Genomic DNA, 17,383 nt, shown 5'->3' on the forward strand with positions numbered 1-17,383 from the left:
CCTCCTCGCACGAGGGGGCCCACTGTCTGTCTACCTGCCCTTGGTCCAGCTGCCCGCGTCGCCGACGATTCCGACGGGAACCGCACCGGTCAAGCTGACGTTCTGAACGCTGGGCCCGGCCGCGACGATCGTGGTGTCCTGCAAGATCGGCAGCACCGTGGCCATGCTCCACAGTTTGGGCTCGACCGCCTGGATCACCTCGGCGATGTTCTGTGAACCATCCAGGGCCGCATCGATTTTCGGCTGGATGCTGTGGTCGCAGATGCCGGTGATGTTGCTGGGCGCCTGCACCAACTCACCCGAGTCGGGCGCCGGGATGGGCTGGGTCGAGGTTGCGGTGGTGGTCGGTGCGGGCGCGGCACTCGTCGTCGGCTTCGGTGACGGTGACGGTGACGTCGGGACACCGGGAACCGTCGTGGAGACGGCGGTCGCTTCCAGCGCGCGGCAGCCGTAGCGCGAGGCAAGGCTGGTGGCCAGGTCTCCCCCGGCCTGACGCCACCCGACGACGGCGTCGACACGGTTGTTGGTCAGCGCATCGCCGTAGAGCGCAACAGGGTCCAAAGCCAGCACCGAGGCGTCGATACCGACATTGCGCAGTTGATCGGCCGCGGTGTTGGCCACCGCCACCGACGTCGGATCATTGGATGCCACACCCAGCACCAACGACAGCGGGTTGCCGTCTTTGGTGACGCGCTGCCTGCCGTTGTCGGGGGACGGAGACGCACCCGGCGCGCCCGGCTCGGCCGCCGGTTCGATCACGTAGCCGGCGCCGCGCAAGAGATCCAGGGCGGCCGCCCGCGACATGGCCGGCGGGGCCGTCGGCACATAGCCAGGGTCTGACGGAGAGCGAACCTGAGCCTGGGCCAGCGTCACCGTGTTGTCGTCGCCGGCACCCACCGATGCCAGCAGATCGACATCGATGAGACCCAGGATCGCCTTGCGCACCTGGGCCTGCTCCAAAGTGGGCTGTTGCCCCCGCAGGGTCAGCTGCATCACCCGAGGCGTCACGATCCGGGCGGTGCGAACATCGGGGATCGCACTCAACTGCGCGAAAGTGGCTGCGCCACCATGCACCTGGGCGACTTGGGTGTCGCCGTTGCGAATGGAGTCGGCGAGTGCGGCCGGCGCGCCACCGCGCCGGAACAACACCAGATCAGGTTTTGCCGGCGCACTCCAGTACCGGTCGTTGCGGGCGAGCAGGATCTCATCACGTTGCGGGTCAATGCTTTCCACCCGGAACTGCCCACCGGTCACCGGCATAGCGCGGGCCAGGCCGGCGCCGAAGCCGCCGGGAATGTCCTTGACGATATGGGCCGGCAAGATGTCGTTGAACAGCTCCCGCCACGCCGGGTAGGGCTGCGAGAACGTCACCACCGCCTGCTTGCCGCCCTCGACCGATTGCACACCGGTGATCAGGTCATAGCCGCCCGGGTCCACAACGCCTGGCTGACTGACCATTTGTTGCCACAGATACCAGTAGTCATCGGCGGCGATGGGTGCGTTGTCGGTCCACTGCGCTTCCGGACGGATCTTGTAGGTGACCGTGAACGGGTTCTCACTGGTGACCTCGGCCGACTCGAGCAGCGTCGGATCGAGCTCCCAGCGCGAACCTGTCGGAGACTTCGGGTCGGGCACCGGACGGAACGAGCTCGGTAGCACCATCGAGGCGACGGCCGCGTTCACCGGAGACTGGTCCGACAGCAGGTGCGGGTTGAACCCTGGCCCGATCGAATCGATGGCCATGATGATCTGCGTCGCCTTGACCGGAGGCGGTGGCGTTGTCTCAGTGGTCTCGGTGCTCTGCGGGGCCGGTGGCGGGCTGACCGTACAACCGCTGAACAGAAGCACCGGCACCGAAACGAGCGCTCCGATCATCAGACGGGCGCGGCTCAGCGGTGTCGGCACGCTACTCAGGGTATCGAGCCTCTCCCGACGCCGGCGCTGCGCACCGGCACTGCGAATCAACCGCATTCCGGCGGCAAACGACATTGACTCTGCGTTCAGGACACCTGCTCCTCGCACCTTCGCGCCCTGGACGCATAGTCAAACCAAGAAAACGAAGAACTAGCCGCGAGCCTTGGCCCGGGCCTTCGCGCGTGCCCGCAATGAGGCCGTCAGCTCCACCTTGCGCACGCGCACGACCTCGGGGGTCACCTCCACGCACTCGTCCTCGGCGCAGAACTCCATGGCCTGCTCCAGGCCCAGATCCAGTGGCCGCGCCAAAGTCTCCATGACGTCAGCGGTCGACGACCGCATGTTCGTCAGCTTCTTCTCGCGGGTGATGTTGATGTCGAGATCCTCGGCGCGCGGGTTGATCCCGACGACCTGGCCCTCATACGTATCCTGGCCCGGCTCGACGAAGAACTGGCCACGGTCGGACAGCTGGATCATCGCGAACGGGGTGATCGAACCGGACCGGTCCGAAACCAGCGAGCCGGTGTGGCGGGCACGGATCTCCCCGGCCCACGGCCGGTAGCCCTCGAACACCGCGTTGGCGATACCGGTGCCACGGGTCTCGGTCAGGAAGTCCGTGCGGAAGCCGATGAGGCCGCGGCTGGGCACCACGAAGTCCATCCGCACCCAACCGGCCGCGTGGTTGGTCATCTGCTCCATGCGGCCCTTGCGGTTGGCCATCAGCTGGGTGATGGCTCCGACGAACTCCTCGGGGCAGTCGATGGTCAGCTCTTCGAACGGCTCGTGCAGCTTGCCGTCGATGTTCTTGGTGACCACCTGCGGCTTGCCGACGGTCAGTTCGAAGCCCTCGCGGCGCATCTGCTCGACCAGGATGGCCAGCGCCAGCTCGCCGCGGCCCTGCACCTCCCAGGCGTCGGGGCGGCCGATGTCGACGACCCGGATCGACACGTTGCCGATCAACTCGGTGTCGAGGCGGTTCTTGACCATGCGGGCGGTCAGCTTGTGCCCGGACACCCGCCCGGCCAGCGGCGAGGTGTTGGTGCCGATGGTCACCGAGATGGCGGGCTCGTCGACGGTGATGCGCGGCAGCGCGTGCGCGTGCTCGGGGTCGGCCAGGGTGTCGCCGATCATGATCTCGGTTATGCCCGCCACCGCAACAATGTCTCCAGCGGTCGCCTCTTCTGTGGGGTTACGGTTGACGCCCTCGGTGGCCAACAGCTCGGTGATCTTGGCGTTGGTGATCACCGGCGCCCCGTCGACCTCACGCATCCAGGCGACCTGCTGCCCCTTCCTGAGCCGGCCGTTGTAGATACGGATCAGCGCGAGGCGGCCGAGGAAGGCCGACGCGTCGAGGTTGGTGACCAGCGCCTGAAGCGGCGCCTCCGGGTCACCGGAGGGCGGCGGGATGTGCTCCATCAGCACGTCGAACAACGGGTCCAGGTTCTCCCCGTCGGGGTTTTCGCCGTTGGCGGGCTGTGTGGTCGACGCGATGCCGGCCCGGCCCGAGGCGTACAGCGTGGGCAGATCCAGCGCCTTCTCGGCGGCCGCCTGGGCTTCCTCGTCGAGGTCGGAGGCAACGTCGAGCAGCAGGTCGTGGCTTTCCTCGACCACCTCGGCGATGCGGGCGTCGGGCCGGTCGGTCTTGTTGACCACCAGGATCACCGGAAGGTGCGCGGCCAGGGCCTTGCGCAGCACGAACCGGGTCTGCGGCAGCGGCCCCTCAGAGGCGTCGACCAGCAGCACCACACCGTCGACCATGGACAGGCCGCGCTCCACCTCACCACCGAAATCGGCGTGACCTGGAGTGTCGATGACGTTGATCACCGTCATCGAGCCGTCCGCATGGTGCCGGTGCACCGCGGTGTTCTTGGCCAGGATGGTGATGCCCTTTTCCTTCTCAAGGTCACCGGAGTCCATCAGGCGCTCGACCGCGTCGTCGCCGCGGTGCGTCAAGGCACCGGACTGTCGCAGCATCGCGTCGACTAGGGTCGTCTTGCCGTGGTCGACGTGGGCGACGATGGCGACATTGCGAAAGCTCGGGCGTGAATCCACACCGACATTCTCGCAGGCACGCCGGTCGATCACGAAAACGAGAGAGCCCCGTCACGTTGAAGTCCGCGAAGATCGCCCGCCTGAAACCCAAGAAAAAGTGCTGCCGGAGCAAGCCGCGCTGCAAACGCTGCCCTCTGGTGCTGCACAAGGTCCGCAAGGCCGAACACCACGGGGTGAGCGGCAAAGAACTGGACAAGGTCTTCAAACGGGCGAGGAAATCCTGACGTTCGGGCGTACCGTTTTAGGTATCCGTCACGTGCGATGGGCGTGCTTGGAGGTGCCAGGATGACGGTTTATGAAGCGCTCACGGTCGCTTTGATCATGGTGCTCGCTGCGGGGACCACGGTCGCGATCTATGTGGGCATGGCCAACTGGATCGGGGCCTGCTACATGGTCCGGTGCAGCGAATGCCACCACCTCACCTTCGCGTCGGCGAACCAGCCGCAGGCCTCCTGCGCGCACTGCCGCCACCCGATGCTGCTGCACCCGCTGTATGCGACGCAGCACCCGGGCCACGCCGTGCGGGTCGTCAACGACCGATTGCGCTACTGACACTGTCGAGACGTCACAAGACAGACGGAACGTTGTCGAAGGTGACGGTGTAGGTGGTGTCCGTGCCGGGTGTGACGATCGTGTGAGTCTTGGCTCCGCCGTCGGACCAGCTGACGAACACCAGTTGACCGTCCTCGACGAATTGCGGTGACGGCACGCCGAGGACTCGCTCCACGCCCACGACCGACGTCTCCGTATGCGAACCGGTGTACGGCTTGCCGTCGATGGTGAAGACCGCGTCCGGGTCGCTCGCGGTGAACGTCTGCGTGACGGTGTTCGGATAGACCATGGCCGAGGTGGTCGTCGACAGGCCCGTGCTGTCGGTGACGGTCAGCCTGACCTCGTACCAGGTGTCCGCCGAGTTGTGCGGGTCGGTTGGGACCGTGATACTGCCGGTCTTGCCGACGATGTTGCTGGTGACCGGATGGATGTGGTCGGCGTGATGGAACACCACGGTCCAGTTGTAGGCACTGTCAGGCAGTGTTTCATCCTGATCCAACGCCGCCCCGGTGAACGAAATGGTATCGCCGGCATTGTATTTCGTGTTGTCGAGCGGGGCGCCCAGCGGCGTGGTGATCGTCAGGTCGTGCGGCGCCGTACTGCCGACGGTGATCGACTGCGTGTCCTGGCCCGCCTTCTCCCCGTCGCTCACGGTCAACGTCACGTTGTAGGTGCCGTCGGTGTCGTAGGTCTTGGTCGGGTTGGCCTGTGTCGAGGTCGTCCCGTCACCGAAGTCCCAGTGATACGTGAGGGTGGTGTTCGGATCGGGATCACCGGACCCCTGCGATGAGAAGTCGACGACCAGGGGCGAATAGCCATTGCTCGGTGTCGCCGTCAGAATGGCTGTCGGAGCCCGGTTGCCGCCCGACGGCGCGATCACCGACAGCTCACCGGGATAGATGTTGAGTTGGTAGATGTTGCCGTCCGGCCCCTGTATGAGCCGCACCGGAGTGCCCGCCTGGCCATCGAAAGGCTGCTCGCTGACGTAGCTGGCGTAGTTCTCATCGAGGGTCAGCACCTTGATCCAGCCGAGCGTGTAGTCGGCGACGAAGACCTTGCCCCGGTACTCCTCGGGGAAGGTGTCACCGGTGTACACCAGGACAGAGGTGATCGACGCGGTTCCGGCGGGCGTGTTGTGGTCGTAGGAGTAGATCGGATTGACGTAGCCGCAGCCCACACACACGCCTTCGGCCCCGGGCCAGCCGTAGTTGGCCCCCTTCGTCACGACGTTGAGCTCTTCCCAGGAGGTGTCCCCGACATCCCCGACTAGAAGCTGGCCGTTCGGTGCAACGTCGAACCGGAACGGGTTGCGCAGACCGTAGGCCCAGATCTCCTTGCGGGCGCCCGGCGTGTTGTAGAAGGGATTGTCCGTCGGGATCGTTCCGTCCGGGTGGATCCGCATGATCTTGCCGTGGATGTTGGTGAGATCCTGCGCGTTGGTGCCGACCGAGTTGTCGCCCTTGGCCCAGTAGATGTAATCGGCACTGTCGCCGGGATTGTCCTCGTAGTAGATCTCACCGCCATGGTGGATCGGCCCGGCCGTCTGGTCCGACGCGATCAGCACCTGCTCGGAGTCCAGGATGGCGGCTTGGTCACCGGACAGCGTGAAGCGCGACAGCACATCGGTGTCGTTGCCGTTGGTGTATGACACGTAGAGGTAGTGGTTTTCGGCAAAGTTCGGGTCTACTTCGATGCCGCCGATGCCGCTCTCGAAGTCGGTCTGGGTCGGCAGTACCACCAGTGTCGTCGTCCCCCGGCCCTCCTGGTAAAGCTTGATCGCGCCGCCCTTTTCGGCGATCAGGATGCCACCGTCGTCCGGGTTGTCCGGATCGTCGGGCAGGAACCGGAAATCCACCGGCTCCGACAGCCCCGAGACGATCACGGTGCGTTCGAGCTCCTCCGGTAGTCCCTGCGTGGGCTCCCCGCACGACTGGGTCACCTGCTGAAGCGTCAAGGCCCCCCAGGCCGTCACCGCTTCGGTGACATCGGAAATCGGCGGGGAGGACAGGATTTGGTCCGCCTGTCGGCGAACCCAACCGAGCACGGCCCACAACGCCGGCGAGTCCGGCGTCTCTCCAGGCGCGGACCCCGCCAGCAGGGGCGCGATGTACTTGTTGATCACCCCGCCGAGCTTCTGGGCGATGGGAGCCACCGTGGTGAAGACGTTGCAGAAGCAACCCCACGCCTTCTGCACCGGCTCGGGTGAATCCGGCCCTGGAAGTGGCAGCGGCGGGATGGTGATCGTCGCCTTTTCCTGTGACCGGGTTTGCAGAGTCGGCGACGACGCCGTGTCGAGCGCATCGATCTTGGCCCGTATGGCACCGAGAAATGTCGTCCGGTCGGTGAGTTCCGCCTGCTTCAACTGCGGCTCGAGTGTGCGGTTCTTCGAATCCAGCTCGCTGGTAGGCCGATTCAACGAACTCACCGTGTCGGTGTCGGGTACGACGGGCTCATCGGCCGGTGTCAGCTGCTGCGGCTTCGGCTCGACGACACCTGCCGGGCGATCGAGGAGGTCCGGCAATTCGGGCATTTCGGCATCGTCGACTTCTTCGGTCGCTTCGACGTCCTTGGGCGGGGTGTCCTTCGCGGCACCCGACGTGTGGGCCCCGCCCGAGCTCCGGATCACCACTCCGTCGCCGAATGTGACAATTGATTGCCTCGACCTGAACCTCTTCGACTTCAATGTCTTCGATGCCGGCTGTTTACCGGTCGGCCCGGGCTCGCCGGCGGGTGAGCTGGTCGAACCTGCCGGTTTCGGCTGGGGAGGCGCGGCCGGCCCCGGATCCGTCGTAGCGCTATTCGCTTCCGACGACGGCGATTCCGATGACGCCGTTGAGGCGGCCTCGTCGGCCCATGCCACCCCGACAGGAGAGGCCATCGCGGAGCCAAGTCCGAGAACGGCTGCCATGGCGCCTACTCGGGCAACGTGTCTGATCCCGGTGCCGACAGGCTGATTGCGCATGGGCCCCCCACGAATCCATCTCCCGTTCTCGAGCAATGGAGCGGGACGATCGTGCCCAAACTCTATGACTTACATATGAGCTTGGCGGGCCGAATCCTGAAACTCGCCAGTCGTGTTGTTGCCCTGGTAATGCGGCGTGGCATGGTCCCGGAGTACGCGCCCGGTGACCTTCTCGGTGCGGATCCGTACGAAGTGATCGCGACGCCCCTCGGCCCAAGGGTGCACGAACGTCCCGGCGATCTGCACCTGTTCGTCCACATCGGTGATCGGTTCGGCATGTCCGACAACGGTCACGCTCCAGCCCGTCCGCAGGTCAGCGTCAAGCTCATCGGCCTGAAACGCCACCACCTGATGTTCGATGGCCGCGGTCAGTTTGGGCCCGCCGGCCACCCGGATCACCACATCGTCATGCCACAACCGGAAGTTGACCGGCTGCACGGCCGGCAGGGCGTCCTCGGTGAACACCAATCGTCCGACGCGCACGCGCTCCAGAAGATCCAGGCACTGCCTGCGGGTGAGCACGCCGAGTTCTTGTCCCTTCATCGGTCAACCTCCCTGTACGAGTTGCAGAGTCCCCACCGGGGTGGAGCGCCAGTGGCCGACGCTGATGTCGACCAGACGAGCAACGGCACGGTCGATGCCGCGCGCCAGTTCATCCACGTCAGGAGCCGTGTCATAGTCGCCGATAACACCGAAGACCAGGCGGTCGGCGTAACTCATGATGGCGATACCGGTTCTCAGCTGCATCGCCAGCGGCGGAATCGGAAGCAGCCTGACGATGTCGCAGCCCATGAGGCGCAACCGTTTCCGCGGGCCGGGGACATTGGTGGCAACGGTGACGACGCCGCGTTGCGGCAACCGGGTCAGCGCCCGTACCGTCCACGCGGTGAGCGGGAAAGGAATCGCTTTCGCAGCCGAAACCAGGAAGTTGCCCGCCTCGCGCTGTCCACTGGCCTTGGCTCTCGACAGCCGGGAATGTACTGCGCGCAACTGCTGCACAGGATCGGCTTGGTCGACGGGAAGGTAGGGCAGCATCACGGAAACCCGATTGTCGGTGCGGTCATGCGCATCGTCGGCTCGCACCGAAACCGGGATCAGGGTGCGCAGCGCGTCCCTACTCGGCTTCTCACCCCGGCGGATCAGCGTGTTGCGAAAGCTGTCGGTGATTGCGGCGAGGGCGACGTCGTTGACGGTCACACCGAATTCCCGGCACACCGTGGCAACATCGTCGAGTGCCACCTCAGCCGTGGCGTAGCGCCGCATGCTCGTCACCGGTCCGGTCAACGAGCTGGCGGCCGCCGGACGCAGCAGGCCGGTGACGATGCCGAGTGCCCCACGGACGGCCTGAACGGTGGCCGCGGGTAGCCCGGTCGAGATGCGCCATGCGTCACCGAGCCAGCCGACCGGGCTGAACACCATTGATGCTTGCCGGGTGCGGCCTGAAGCGTTCATGGCGCCGTCGTCACACAGGCGGCTCAACAATCGCGTCGCCGCGATCCCATCGGCGATGCAGTGGTGGACCTTCAGCAGCAGAGCCCACCGGCCGCCTTCGAGGCCGTTGACGATCCAGCACTCCCACAGCGGCCTGTCTCGATCCAGGCGGCGTTCCATGATGTCGGCGGCCCACCGGTACAGCGCGCCATCGTCGCCGGGACAGGGTAGCGCCGCATACCGGATATGGTGCGCAGCATCGAAATTGGGGTCTTCGACCCACTGCGGTGCACCGAGGTCGAGCGGCTGGGTGTGAAGCAGTTGGTGCAGGCGGGGCGCGGTCAGCACCCGCTCGGACAGGGCGTCCGCGACGGCCTCGGGGCTCGGCATCGGCCCGTCCAACACAGCAATCGCGCCGATCGCCAAGCTCGCGTGCCGGTCGGAGTCCTCGGCTTCCAGAAACCCTGCATCCAGGGCGGTCAACTGCTCCATAAGGCAATCGTCCTCCTCCTGCCGCTGCGTGGGCAGGGCCAAAGGTCCCCTATTGCCCACGGCTCGAATCGCTCACCAGCCCCGCCGCTGCGGCCGTGATCCGACCAGCTCGCTGCGCTCGGCGACATCGCGGCTGCGGTACACCACATAGGGCCGGAACAGGTAGCCGATCGGCGCACTGAACACGTGCACCAGCCGGGTGAACGGCCACAGGCAGAACAGGACGAGCGCGATCATCACGTGGATGTGGAAGTACACCGGCGCCTGCGCCATCAGGTCGCCGCGGGGCTGCAGGATCCAGATCGACCGGAACCACGGCGACACGGTTTCGCGGTAGTCGTGCTCGGCGCCGCCGGGCGTGGCGCCGATGGCGGTACAGGCGAACCCGGCCACCATCGCGGCCACCAGCACCACGTACATGGTCTTGTCATTGACCGTGGTCGCCATGAAGACCGGTCCGGTGGCGCGGCGCCGGTAGATGAGCAGTGCGATGCCGACCAGGGCCGCGATGCCGGCGATGCCACCGAGGATCACCGCCTGCAGGTGATACACGTGGTCGCTCATCACCAGATCCATCCACGACTCGGGGATGAACAGGCCGATGACGTGTCCGATGAACACCACGAGCATGCCGAAATGGAACATCGGGCTGGCGATGCGCAGCAGCCGCGACTCGTAGAGTTGCGACGAGCGTGTGGTCCAGCCGAACTTGTCGTAGCGGTAGCGCCACCAGGTGCCGACGGCGACGATTGCCAGCGTCACGTAGGGCACCACGTCCCAGAAGATCTCCCAGTCCATCTCCCCGGCCTCCTTACGCCCTTCGCGGCGGCACTGTCAGTTGAAAGGGTTGCAAGCCAACAGATTCAGCCGGCGGGCCAGACATCATCAACCGCGACACATCGTCGACCGAAGCCAGGGCCGGCAGGGTTGCGTTCACGGCCGCAACGGCCGGCGCGTAGGGCGAGCGCCGCTCGGCCAAGGCTTCCGCCACCACGCCGATCGGCACCCGATACTTGGCGAGCAGTCGCCGGCCGGCGTCCGGGTCGACGGTGGCGGCGAACTCCAAGACCACCGGAAGATGGTCGGGCGCCTCGCCTTTCGGGATCGCGACGCCTGCGGCACGGTAGGTCTGGGTGAATTCGACCATGTCGGCGCCGCGGTTCCGGGTGTCCCCCGACGTCCAGTACGTCAGCAGCATGGTGCACCGCTTGTGCAGGTCGAAGGTGTCGACGTAGTCCTGCTGTAGCTCCATGGTGGGGCGCAGACTCAATCCGACAACGGTTTCGCCGAGCAGCGCCCTGGGTTCGCCGGTGACGTGGTCCAGCAGGCGTGCCGCGCTCTGCAGCCGGTCGGTATGGCCCTCGTCCGGGTAGGCGAGCATCAGCGACGCGGCCTGCCACACCAGACGGTGCTGCATCGTGTTGTCGCGGCGTCTGCGCATGCTCATCGATCCCCCGGAAACATGCCCGACGGAACGCCCCTGCCGTCCCAGTTGAGCAGATTCACCCGCGACGGCCGATCCGCGTTGGCAGCCATGCCACCGCTGGTCTGCCGGTGCTGCAGGGCGTGGAAGGTCTCCACCGCCACCGGCACCGGACCCCCGCTGGCCTCACCGAACGGACCCGACTCATACATTCCGGGGCCGCCTTCGAAGGACAGTGAGCAGCCGGGCTCCTCAGCTCCCGGTATCCCCTCCGTGCTGTAGGCCGTCGGAATGACGTAGCGCTCCTCGTATTTCGCGAGCGCCAGCAGCCGGTACATCTCGTAGGTCTGTTCCTCGGTCATGCCGACCGCGGCGGGGATGTGCGGTTGGGTCTCACGGCCGAGATTGATGTCGCGCATGTATGACCGCATCGCGGCCAGCCGGCGCAACACACCTTCGACGACGGCGGTGTCACCGGCGGTGAACAGCCCCGCCAGATACTCGATCGGGATACGCAGCGCCTCCAGCGCCCCGAAGAGATTCCCGATGTCCTCGCCGTCATGTCCGTCACGGCTGACGGCGTCGACCACCGGAGACAGCGGCGGGATGTACCACACCATCGGCACCGTCCGGAACTCCGGATGCAGCGGCAGCGCAACACCGTAGGTATGGATGAGCTTGTACACCGGAGAGCGTTGGGCGGCTTCTATCCATTCATCGGAGATGCCCTCGGCCCGGGCCCCGGCGATCACCTCCGGGTCGGTCGGGTCGAGCAGGATCTGCCGCTGCGCTTCGTAGAGATCCTTGTCGTCGGGTACCGATGCCGCTTCCAGCACGCGGTCGACGTCGTAGAGCACCAGCCCGAGGTAGCGCAACCGCCCCACGCAGGTTTCCGAGCACACCGTCGGCAGCCCGACCTCGATGCGTGGGTAGCACAGGGTGCACTTCTCGGCCTTACCGGTCTTGTGGTTGAAATACACCTTCTTGTAGGGACATCCGGACACGCACATGCGCCAGCCGCGGCAGCGGTCCTGATCGACCAGCACGATGCCGTCCTCGGAGCGTTTGTACATTGCGCCCGATGGGCAGGACGCCACACACGCCGGGTTCAGGCAGTGCTCACAGATTCGGGGCAGATAGAACATGAAGGTCTGCTCGAGCTCCAGCTGGATCTGCTCACTGACCTGTTTGAGCACCGGGTCTCCCGGCACGATCTCGGGCGACCCGGCCAAATCGTCGTCCCAGTTGGCCGACCACGACACCTTCATGGGTTTACCGGTGATCAAGCTGCGCGGCGCCGCTGTGGGGATGTGCTCACCCAGAGGTGCCGAGGTCAGGTTCTCGTAGTCGTAGGTCCACGGCTCGTAGTAGTCGTCGATGGACGGCAGCTTCGGGTTGGCAAAGATCCGGGCCAGCTTGGCCAGGCGGCCGCCGTCACGAAGCCGCAGCCGGCCGCGACGGTCCAGCTTCCAGCCCCCACGCCACTTTTCCTGATCCTGGTAGGTGCGCGGATACCCTTGCCCCGGACGCGTTTCGACGTTGTTGAACCAAACGTATTCGGTGCCGGCCCGGTTGGTCCACGCCTGCTTGCAGGTCACCGAACAGGTTTGACACCCGATGCACTTGTCGAGGTTCATCACCATCGCCATCTGGGCCATGACCTTCACTGGTACTTCACCTCCTGTGAGCGGCGGCGAACCACCGTCACCTCGTCACGCTGATTTCCGGTGGGGCCGAGATAGTTCCAGGCAAACGAGTGTTGGGCATACCCGCCGGCCAGGTGGCTGGGCTTGACCAGCAGCCGGGTCAGTGAGTTGTGAATACCGCCACGGGTACCGGTGGTTTCGCTCAGCGGTACGTCGATGGTCCGCTCTTGTGCGTGGTAGACGTACACCACACCCTCGGGCATCCGGTGGCTGACCACGGCGCGGCACACCAGCACGCCGTTGCGGTTCACGGCCTCGATCCAATCGTTGTCTTTCACTTCGATCCTCGCCGCGTCCAACGGGCTCATCCACATGGTCGGACCGCCACGTGACAGCGACAACATGAACAAGTTGTCCTGATACTCCGAGTGGATCGACCACTTGGAATGCGGGGTCAGATACCGCACGGTCAGCCCGATGCCGTCGCGGCCCAGTTTGGATTCGCCGAACAGCCGCGCCATGTCCAGCGGCGGCCGGTAGATCGGCAGTTGCTCGCCGAGTTCCTCCAGCCAGTCATGGTCGACGTAGAAGTGCATGCGCCCGGTGAGGGTGTGAAAAGGCTTGAGCTCCTCGATGTTCACCGTGAACGGTGCGTAGCGGCGGCCGCCGGTCTCACTGCCCGACCATTCCGGGCTGGTGATCACCGGCACCGGTCGGGCCTGGGTGTCGGCGTAGGTGATCCGGCGCTCCTCGTTGCCGATGGCCAGGTGGATCAGCTTACGGCCGGTGCGCCGTTCGAGCTCTCGGAAACCTTCCACTGCCAGCCGGCCGTTGGACGTGCCGGACAGCGCCAGGATCACATCGGACATCCGTTCGGCCGTGGTGATCGCCGGGCGGCCCTGGCCGGCACCGGAATCCATCACACCGAACTTCGCGGCGAGTTCGGCGACCTCCTGGTCGGGGTGGGTGGTGATGCCCTTGGTGGTCAGCCCCAGGCTCTCCACCAGCGGGCCAAGCGTTGACCATTTCTGGGCGATCGCCGTGTAGTCGCGCTCGACCACCAACAGTGGGCCCATGGTCTTGCCCGGCACCGGGGTCTCGCCGGTGGTCCGCCAATCATGTTCGGTGCCGGCGGGGTAGGCCATCGCGCCGGGGGTGTCATGCTGCAGCGTACCCATCACCACGTCGGTGCGGGTGCCCAGGTGCCTGGCGGCCAGGGTGCTGAAGGTGCGCGCGATCGCCCCGAAAGCCTCGAAGTCCGAACGGGTCTCCCAGGGTGGATCCACCGCCGGGCTGAAAGCGTGGATGTACGGGTGCATGTCGGTACTGGACAGGTCGGCCTTCTCGTACCACGTCGCCGCAGGCAGGACCACATCCGAGAGCAGCGTCGTCGAGGTCATCCGGAAGTCGATCGACATCAGCAGGTCGAGCTTGCCCTCGGGAATGTCCTCGCTCCACGCCACGTCTTTGGGCCGCAACTCCTCCCCGGTGGGCTCGGCCTGCACGTTCGAGGTGGTGCCCAGCAGGTGACGCAGGAAGTATTCGTTGCCCTTGCTGGAGGAACCCAGCAGGTTGGCCCGCCAGACGTTGAGCACGCGTGGCCAGTTCGCCGGATTGTCCGGATCGGTGACCGCGAGTTTCAGCCCGCCGCTTGCCAATTGCTCGGCCACGTACTCAGGCACCTCGCGGCCGGCCGCCTTCGCCTCGTCCACCACGTCTAGGCTGGACCGGTCGAACTGCGGGTAAAACGGCGTCCACCCCATCGCCACCGCGGAACTCATCACATCCATGGTGTGCTTGTCGCGGAAGCGGCCTCGGCCCACCGGACTGGACAGTGCGTCGGCGCGGTAGCCGTCGTACCGCCACTGATCGGTATGGGCGTACCAGTACGACGTGCCCGCCATTTGCCGCGGCGGGCGCGACCAGTCGGTGCCCATCGCCATCGCGGCCCATCCGGTGACCGGCCGGCATTTCTCCTGGCCCACGTAATGCGCCCAGCCGCCACCGTTGCGTCCCATCGAACCGGTGAGCAGCAGCAGGGCCAGGACGGCCCGATAGGTGGCGTCACCGTGAAACCACTGGCAGATGCCCGCACCCATGATGATCATGGACCGGCCACCGGATTCCTCGGCGTTGCGGGCGAATTCGCGCGCAACCCGGATCGCCTGGCCCGCCGATACCCCGGTGATCTGCTCCTGCCAAGCCGGGGTGTAGGGCTGGGTGGCGTCGTCGTAGCCGGTGGGCCACTCGCCGGGCAGGCCCGGCCGGTGCACGCCGTACTGGGCCAGCATCAGGTCGAACACCGTGCACACCAGGTGTTCGCCGACCCGCCGCACCGGTACGCCGCGCTGCATGGTCGCGCCGCTGCCGTCGACGGTGTCAAATCGCGGCAGCGTGATCTCGGCGGTCTCCAAGCTGTCCCCCAGCACCGTCAGGGCAGGAACCAAGTCCTCCAGATCGAGATTCCATTTGCCCACACCGTCAGCGCCATATCGGAACCCCAACGAGCCCTGCGGCACCGCGACACTGTCGCTGGCACCGTCGAGCAGCACCGGCTTGAACGCCGCATTCTCCTGTTCGGCCACTGGGCCGCCCAGATCGGCGGCGGTGAGATTCTTGCCGGGGACCAACATCTGGTCACGCTCTTCGAGCTTGACCAGAAACGGCAGATCGGTGAAACGCCGGACATAGTCGACGAAGAACGGAATCCGTTTCCGCACAAAGCATTCGTCGAGGATCACATGACCCATCGCCATGGCCAGCGCACCGTCGGTGCCCGCCGCACACGGCATCCATTCGTCGGCGAACTTGGTGTTGTCGGCGTAATCCGGGCTGACCGTCACCACTTTCGTGCCCCGGTAACGGACTTCGGCCATCCAATGCGCATCCGGTGTGCGGGTGACCGGGACGTTGGAACCCCACATCATCAGATACGACGCGTCCCACCAGTCCCCGGACTCCGGCACATCGGTCTGGTCGCCGAACACCTGCGGAGAGGCCACCGGCAGATCGGCGTACCAGTCGTAGAACGACGTCATCACCCCGCCGAGCAGCTCGATAAATCGTGAACCCGCGGCGAACGACACCATCGACATCGCCGGGATCGGCGAGAATCCGGCGACTCTATCCGGGCCGTAGGTCTTGATGGTGTAGACGTGCGCGGCGGCAATCATCTCGGTCGCCTCGGCCCAGCTGACCCGGACCAGGCCGCCCTTGCCGCGGGCCTGGTGATACCGCTTGCGGCGGACGGGATCACCCTGGATGTCGGCCCACGCCAGCACCGGATCCTTCAAGCGCGCCTTGGCTTCCCGATACATCTCGACCAGCACGCCGCGTGCGTACGGATACCGCACCCGCGTCGGCGAATAGGTGTACCACGAGAACGCCGCACCGCGCGGACACCCGCGCGGCTCGTACTCGGGACGGTCGGCACCCACGGACGGGTAGTCGGTCTCCTGGGTTTCCCAGGTGATGATCCCGTCCTTGACATAGATCTTCCAGGAACACGATCCGGTGCAGTTGACCCCGTGGGTGGAACGGACCACCTTGTCGTGGCTCCACCGATCACGGTAGAACACATCGCCCTGACGGCCCCCCTGCCGCGTGACCGTACGCAGATCACCGGAGAACTCACCGGCGGTGAAGAACCTCCCACTGCGCTCCAGCAGCTCCTCGAGCGATCCGCCGATGTGGGGCTTGGTCATTGACGCGCCTCCTTGGGCTCAGGTTCGCGGGCGTGCAATCGCAGAGCCGTGTAGCCGAATGCCAGCAGTGCCGTCGCCACGAGAAGCAGAAGCCCCACGGTGTAGTTGTGGTTCACCGAGTCATACGTCGCACCCATCACCAAGGGCGGGAAGTATCCGCCCAAACCGCCTGCGGCGGCGACGATGCCGGTGACCGAGCCGACCTCCTTGGCCGGGGAACGCCGCGCCACCCAGGCGAACACGCCGCCGGTGCCGATGCCCAGGAAGATCGCCAACGCGATGAACGTCGCGGCGGACCACACATCCGGCGGTGGCTGGAACACCGCGATGAAGGCGAGCACGGCCGTACCGGCGAAGGAGGTGAGCACCACGTACTTGGGTGGGATGCGGTCGGAGAGCGCACCACCGATCGGCCGGGCCAGCACCGCGGCCAAGGCGAATCCCGCTGTACGGCTTCCGGCTTGGACGGCGGAGAATTCGTACACGTTCTTGATGTAGGTGGGCAGGTAGTTGCTGAACGCCACGAAGCCGCCGAAGACCACCGCGTAGAGGAACGACATCTCCCACGTCACGGGCAGCTTCAGCGCCGATTTGAGCTTGGGCATCACCGGATCGGTATTCGGCTCGAACGCCGGCGAATTGCGCATCACCACCAAACACAGCACCGCAGTCAGCGCCAGGGCGACCGCGATGATCAGATGCGTGGGGAATAACCCGAACCACCGCACGAATCTCGGCGTGAAGAATGCGGACAACGCAGTACCGACCATGCCCATACCGAACACACCGGTGGCATAACCTCGCCGAGAGGGCTCGTACCAATTATTGGCGAACGGAATTCCGACTGCGAAGATTGTGCCCGCGATCCCCAGGAAGAATCCGCACACCAACAACATCGGGTACGACCTGGCCTCGCCGGCCGCCCCGACGGCCAACACCGGCACGATCGAAGCCAGCGTCACCGCGAGGAACATCGTGCGGCCGCCGTACCTGTCGGTCAGCGCGCCCACGGCAATTCGGCCGAGCGAGCCGACCAATATCGGAGTGGCGACAAGCATCGAGGCCTGGGTGCTGCTCAACCTCATGTCGCCGGCGTAAGTGGTGGACAGCGGGCCGATCATGTTCCAGGCCCAGAAATTGATGGCCGAGACCCAGGTGGCCAGCAAGAGGTTCATGCTCTGCCCTTGGCCCTGGTACGGCGCACTTG

11 protein-coding genes are annotated in these 17,383 nt (G+C 65.7%); 1 reads left to right on the forward strand and 10 read right to left on the reverse strand.

Features of this window, described 5'->3' with window-relative positions:
- Nucleotides 1-30: 30 nt before the first annotated feature.
- Together BKG60_RS22915 and typA are read right to left on the reverse strand one after the other, a co-directional pair.
- The gene (locus tag BKG60_RS22915) at nucleotides 31-1,875 is read right to left on the reverse strand and encodes an ABC transporter family substrate-binding protein (RefSeq protein WP_120765008.1); all 1,845 of its coding nucleotides are present in this window, start codon (nucleotides 1,873-1,875) and stop codon (nucleotides 31-33) included.
- Between the two features lie 189 nt (nucleotides 1,876-2,064).
- Nucleotides 2,065-3,966, reverse strand: a complete 1,902-nt coding sequence (gene typA, locus BKG60_RS22920; protein WP_075910070.1) for a translational GTPase TypA — start codon at nucleotides 3,964-3,966, stop codon at nucleotides 2,065-2,067.
- Between the two features lie 285 nt (nucleotides 3,967-4,251).
- Between typA and BKG60_RS22925 the strand changes: the two genes are divergently transcribed.
- Nucleotides 4,252-4,518: a hypothetical protein gene (locus tag BKG60_RS22925; protein WP_019343449.1), complete on the forward strand. Its 267-nt coding sequence runs from the start codon at nucleotides 4,252-4,254 to the stop codon at nucleotides 4,516-4,518.
- 13 nt (nucleotides 4,519-4,531) lie between these two features.
- Here BKG60_RS22925 and BKG60_RS22930 read toward each other — a convergent pair whose 3' ends face one another.
- The 8 genes from BKG60_RS22930 to BKG60_RS22965 all read right to left on the reverse strand — a co-directional run bounded on the left by BKG60_RS22930 (nucleotide 4,532) and on the right by BKG60_RS22965 (nucleotide 17,351).
- The gene (locus BKG60_RS22930) at nucleotides 4,532-7,144 is read right to left on the reverse strand and encodes a PQQ-dependent sugar dehydrogenase (RefSeq protein WP_278247929.1); all 2,613 of its coding nucleotides are present in this window, start codon (nucleotides 7,142-7,144) and stop codon (nucleotides 4,532-4,534) included.
- Nucleotides 7,145-7,549: 405 nt separating this feature from the next.
- Nucleotides 7,550-8,023, reverse strand: a complete 474-nt coding sequence (locus tag BKG60_RS22935) for a pyridoxamine 5'-phosphate oxidase family protein (protein ID WP_070188526.1) — start codon at nucleotides 8,021-8,023, stop codon at nucleotides 7,550-7,552.
- Nucleotides 8,024-8,026: 3 nt separating this feature from the next.
- Nucleotides 8,027-9,403, reverse strand: coding sequence for a WS/DGAT/MGAT family O-acyltransferase (locus BKG60_RS22940; RefSeq protein WP_070945545.1), 1,377 nt, complete (start codon nucleotides 9,401-9,403; stop codon nucleotides 8,027-8,029).
- A 72-nt stretch (nucleotides 9,404-9,475) separates the two neighbouring features.
- Nucleotides 9,476-10,201, reverse strand: a complete 726-nt coding sequence (narI, locus tag BKG60_RS22945; RefSeq protein WP_070188524.1) for a respiratory nitrate reductase subunit gamma — start codon at nucleotides 10,199-10,201, stop codon at nucleotides 9,476-9,478.
- 13 nt (nucleotides 10,202-10,214) lie between these two features.
- Nucleotides 10,215-10,844, reverse strand: a complete 630-nt coding sequence (gene narJ, locus BKG60_RS22950; protein ID WP_070945546.1) for a nitrate reductase molybdenum cofactor assembly chaperone — start codon at nucleotides 10,842-10,844, stop codon at nucleotides 10,215-10,217.
- A 2-nt stretch (nucleotides 10,845-10,846) separates the two neighbouring features.
- Entirely contained in the window at nucleotides 10,847-12,493 is a 1,647-nt protein-coding gene (gene narH / locus BKG60_RS22955; RefSeq protein ID WP_070188522.1) for a nitrate reductase subunit beta, read from the reverse strand.
- Nucleotides 12,490-16,176 (reverse strand): nitrate reductase subunit alpha, encoded by a 3,687-nt coding sequence (locus BKG60_RS22960; RefSeq protein WP_070188521.1) that lies wholly within the window; start codon nucleotides 16,174-16,176, stop codon nucleotides 12,490-12,492. Before BKG60_RS22960 ends, narH begins: the two co-directional genes overlap by 4 nt.
- Nucleotides 16,173-17,351: a nitrate/nitrite transporter gene (locus BKG60_RS22965; protein WP_165617799.1), complete on the reverse strand. Its 1,179-nt coding sequence runs from the start codon at nucleotides 17,349-17,351 to the stop codon at nucleotides 16,173-16,175. Before BKG60_RS22965 ends, BKG60_RS22960 begins: the two co-directional genes overlap by 4 nt.
- Nucleotides 17,352-17,383 lie beyond the last annotated feature (32 nt).

Source organism: Mycobacterium syngnathidarum, from assembly GCF_001942625.1.
Taxonomy (GTDB): Bacteria; Actinomycetota; Actinomycetes; order Mycobacteriales; family Mycobacteriaceae; genus Mycobacterium; species Mycobacterium syngnathidarum.

What these genes read in the sequence shown, in the direction of transcription:
- BKG60_RS22940 (WP_070945545.1), bottom strand. Translation starts at nt 9,403, where the DNA reads ATGGAGCAGTTGACCGCCCTGGATGCAGGGTTTCTGGAAGCCGAGGAC.
- narJ (WP_070945546.1), bottom strand. Translation starts at nt 10,844, where the DNA reads ATGCGCAGACGCCGCGACAACACGATGCAGCACCGTCTGGTGTGGCAG.
- BKG60_RS22915 (WP_120765008.1), bottom strand. Translation starts at nt 1,875, where the DNA reads ATGATCGGAGCGCTCGTTTCGGTGCCGGTGCTTCTGTTCAGCGGTTGT.
- narI (WP_070188524.1), bottom strand. Translation starts at nt 10,201, where the DNA reads ATGGACTGGGAGATCTTCTGGGACGTGGTGCCCTACGTGACGCTGGCA.
- BKG60_RS22925 (WP_019343449.1), top strand. Translation starts at nt 4,252, where the DNA reads ATGACGGTTTATGAAGCGCTCACGGTCGCTTTGATCATGGTGCTCGCT.
- BKG60_RS22960 (WP_070188521.1), bottom strand. Translation starts at nt 16,176, where the DNA reads ATGACCAAGCCCCACATCGGCGGATCGCTCGAGGAGCTGCTGGAGCGC.
- BKG60_RS22935 (WP_070188526.1), bottom strand. Translation starts at nt 8,023, where the DNA reads ATGAAGGGACAAGAACTCGGCGTGCTCACCCGCAGGCAGTGCCTGGAT.
- BKG60_RS22965 (WP_165617799.1), bottom strand. Translation starts at nt 17,351, where the DNA reads ATGAACCTCTTGCTGGCCACCTGGGTCTCGGCCATCAATTTCTGGGCC.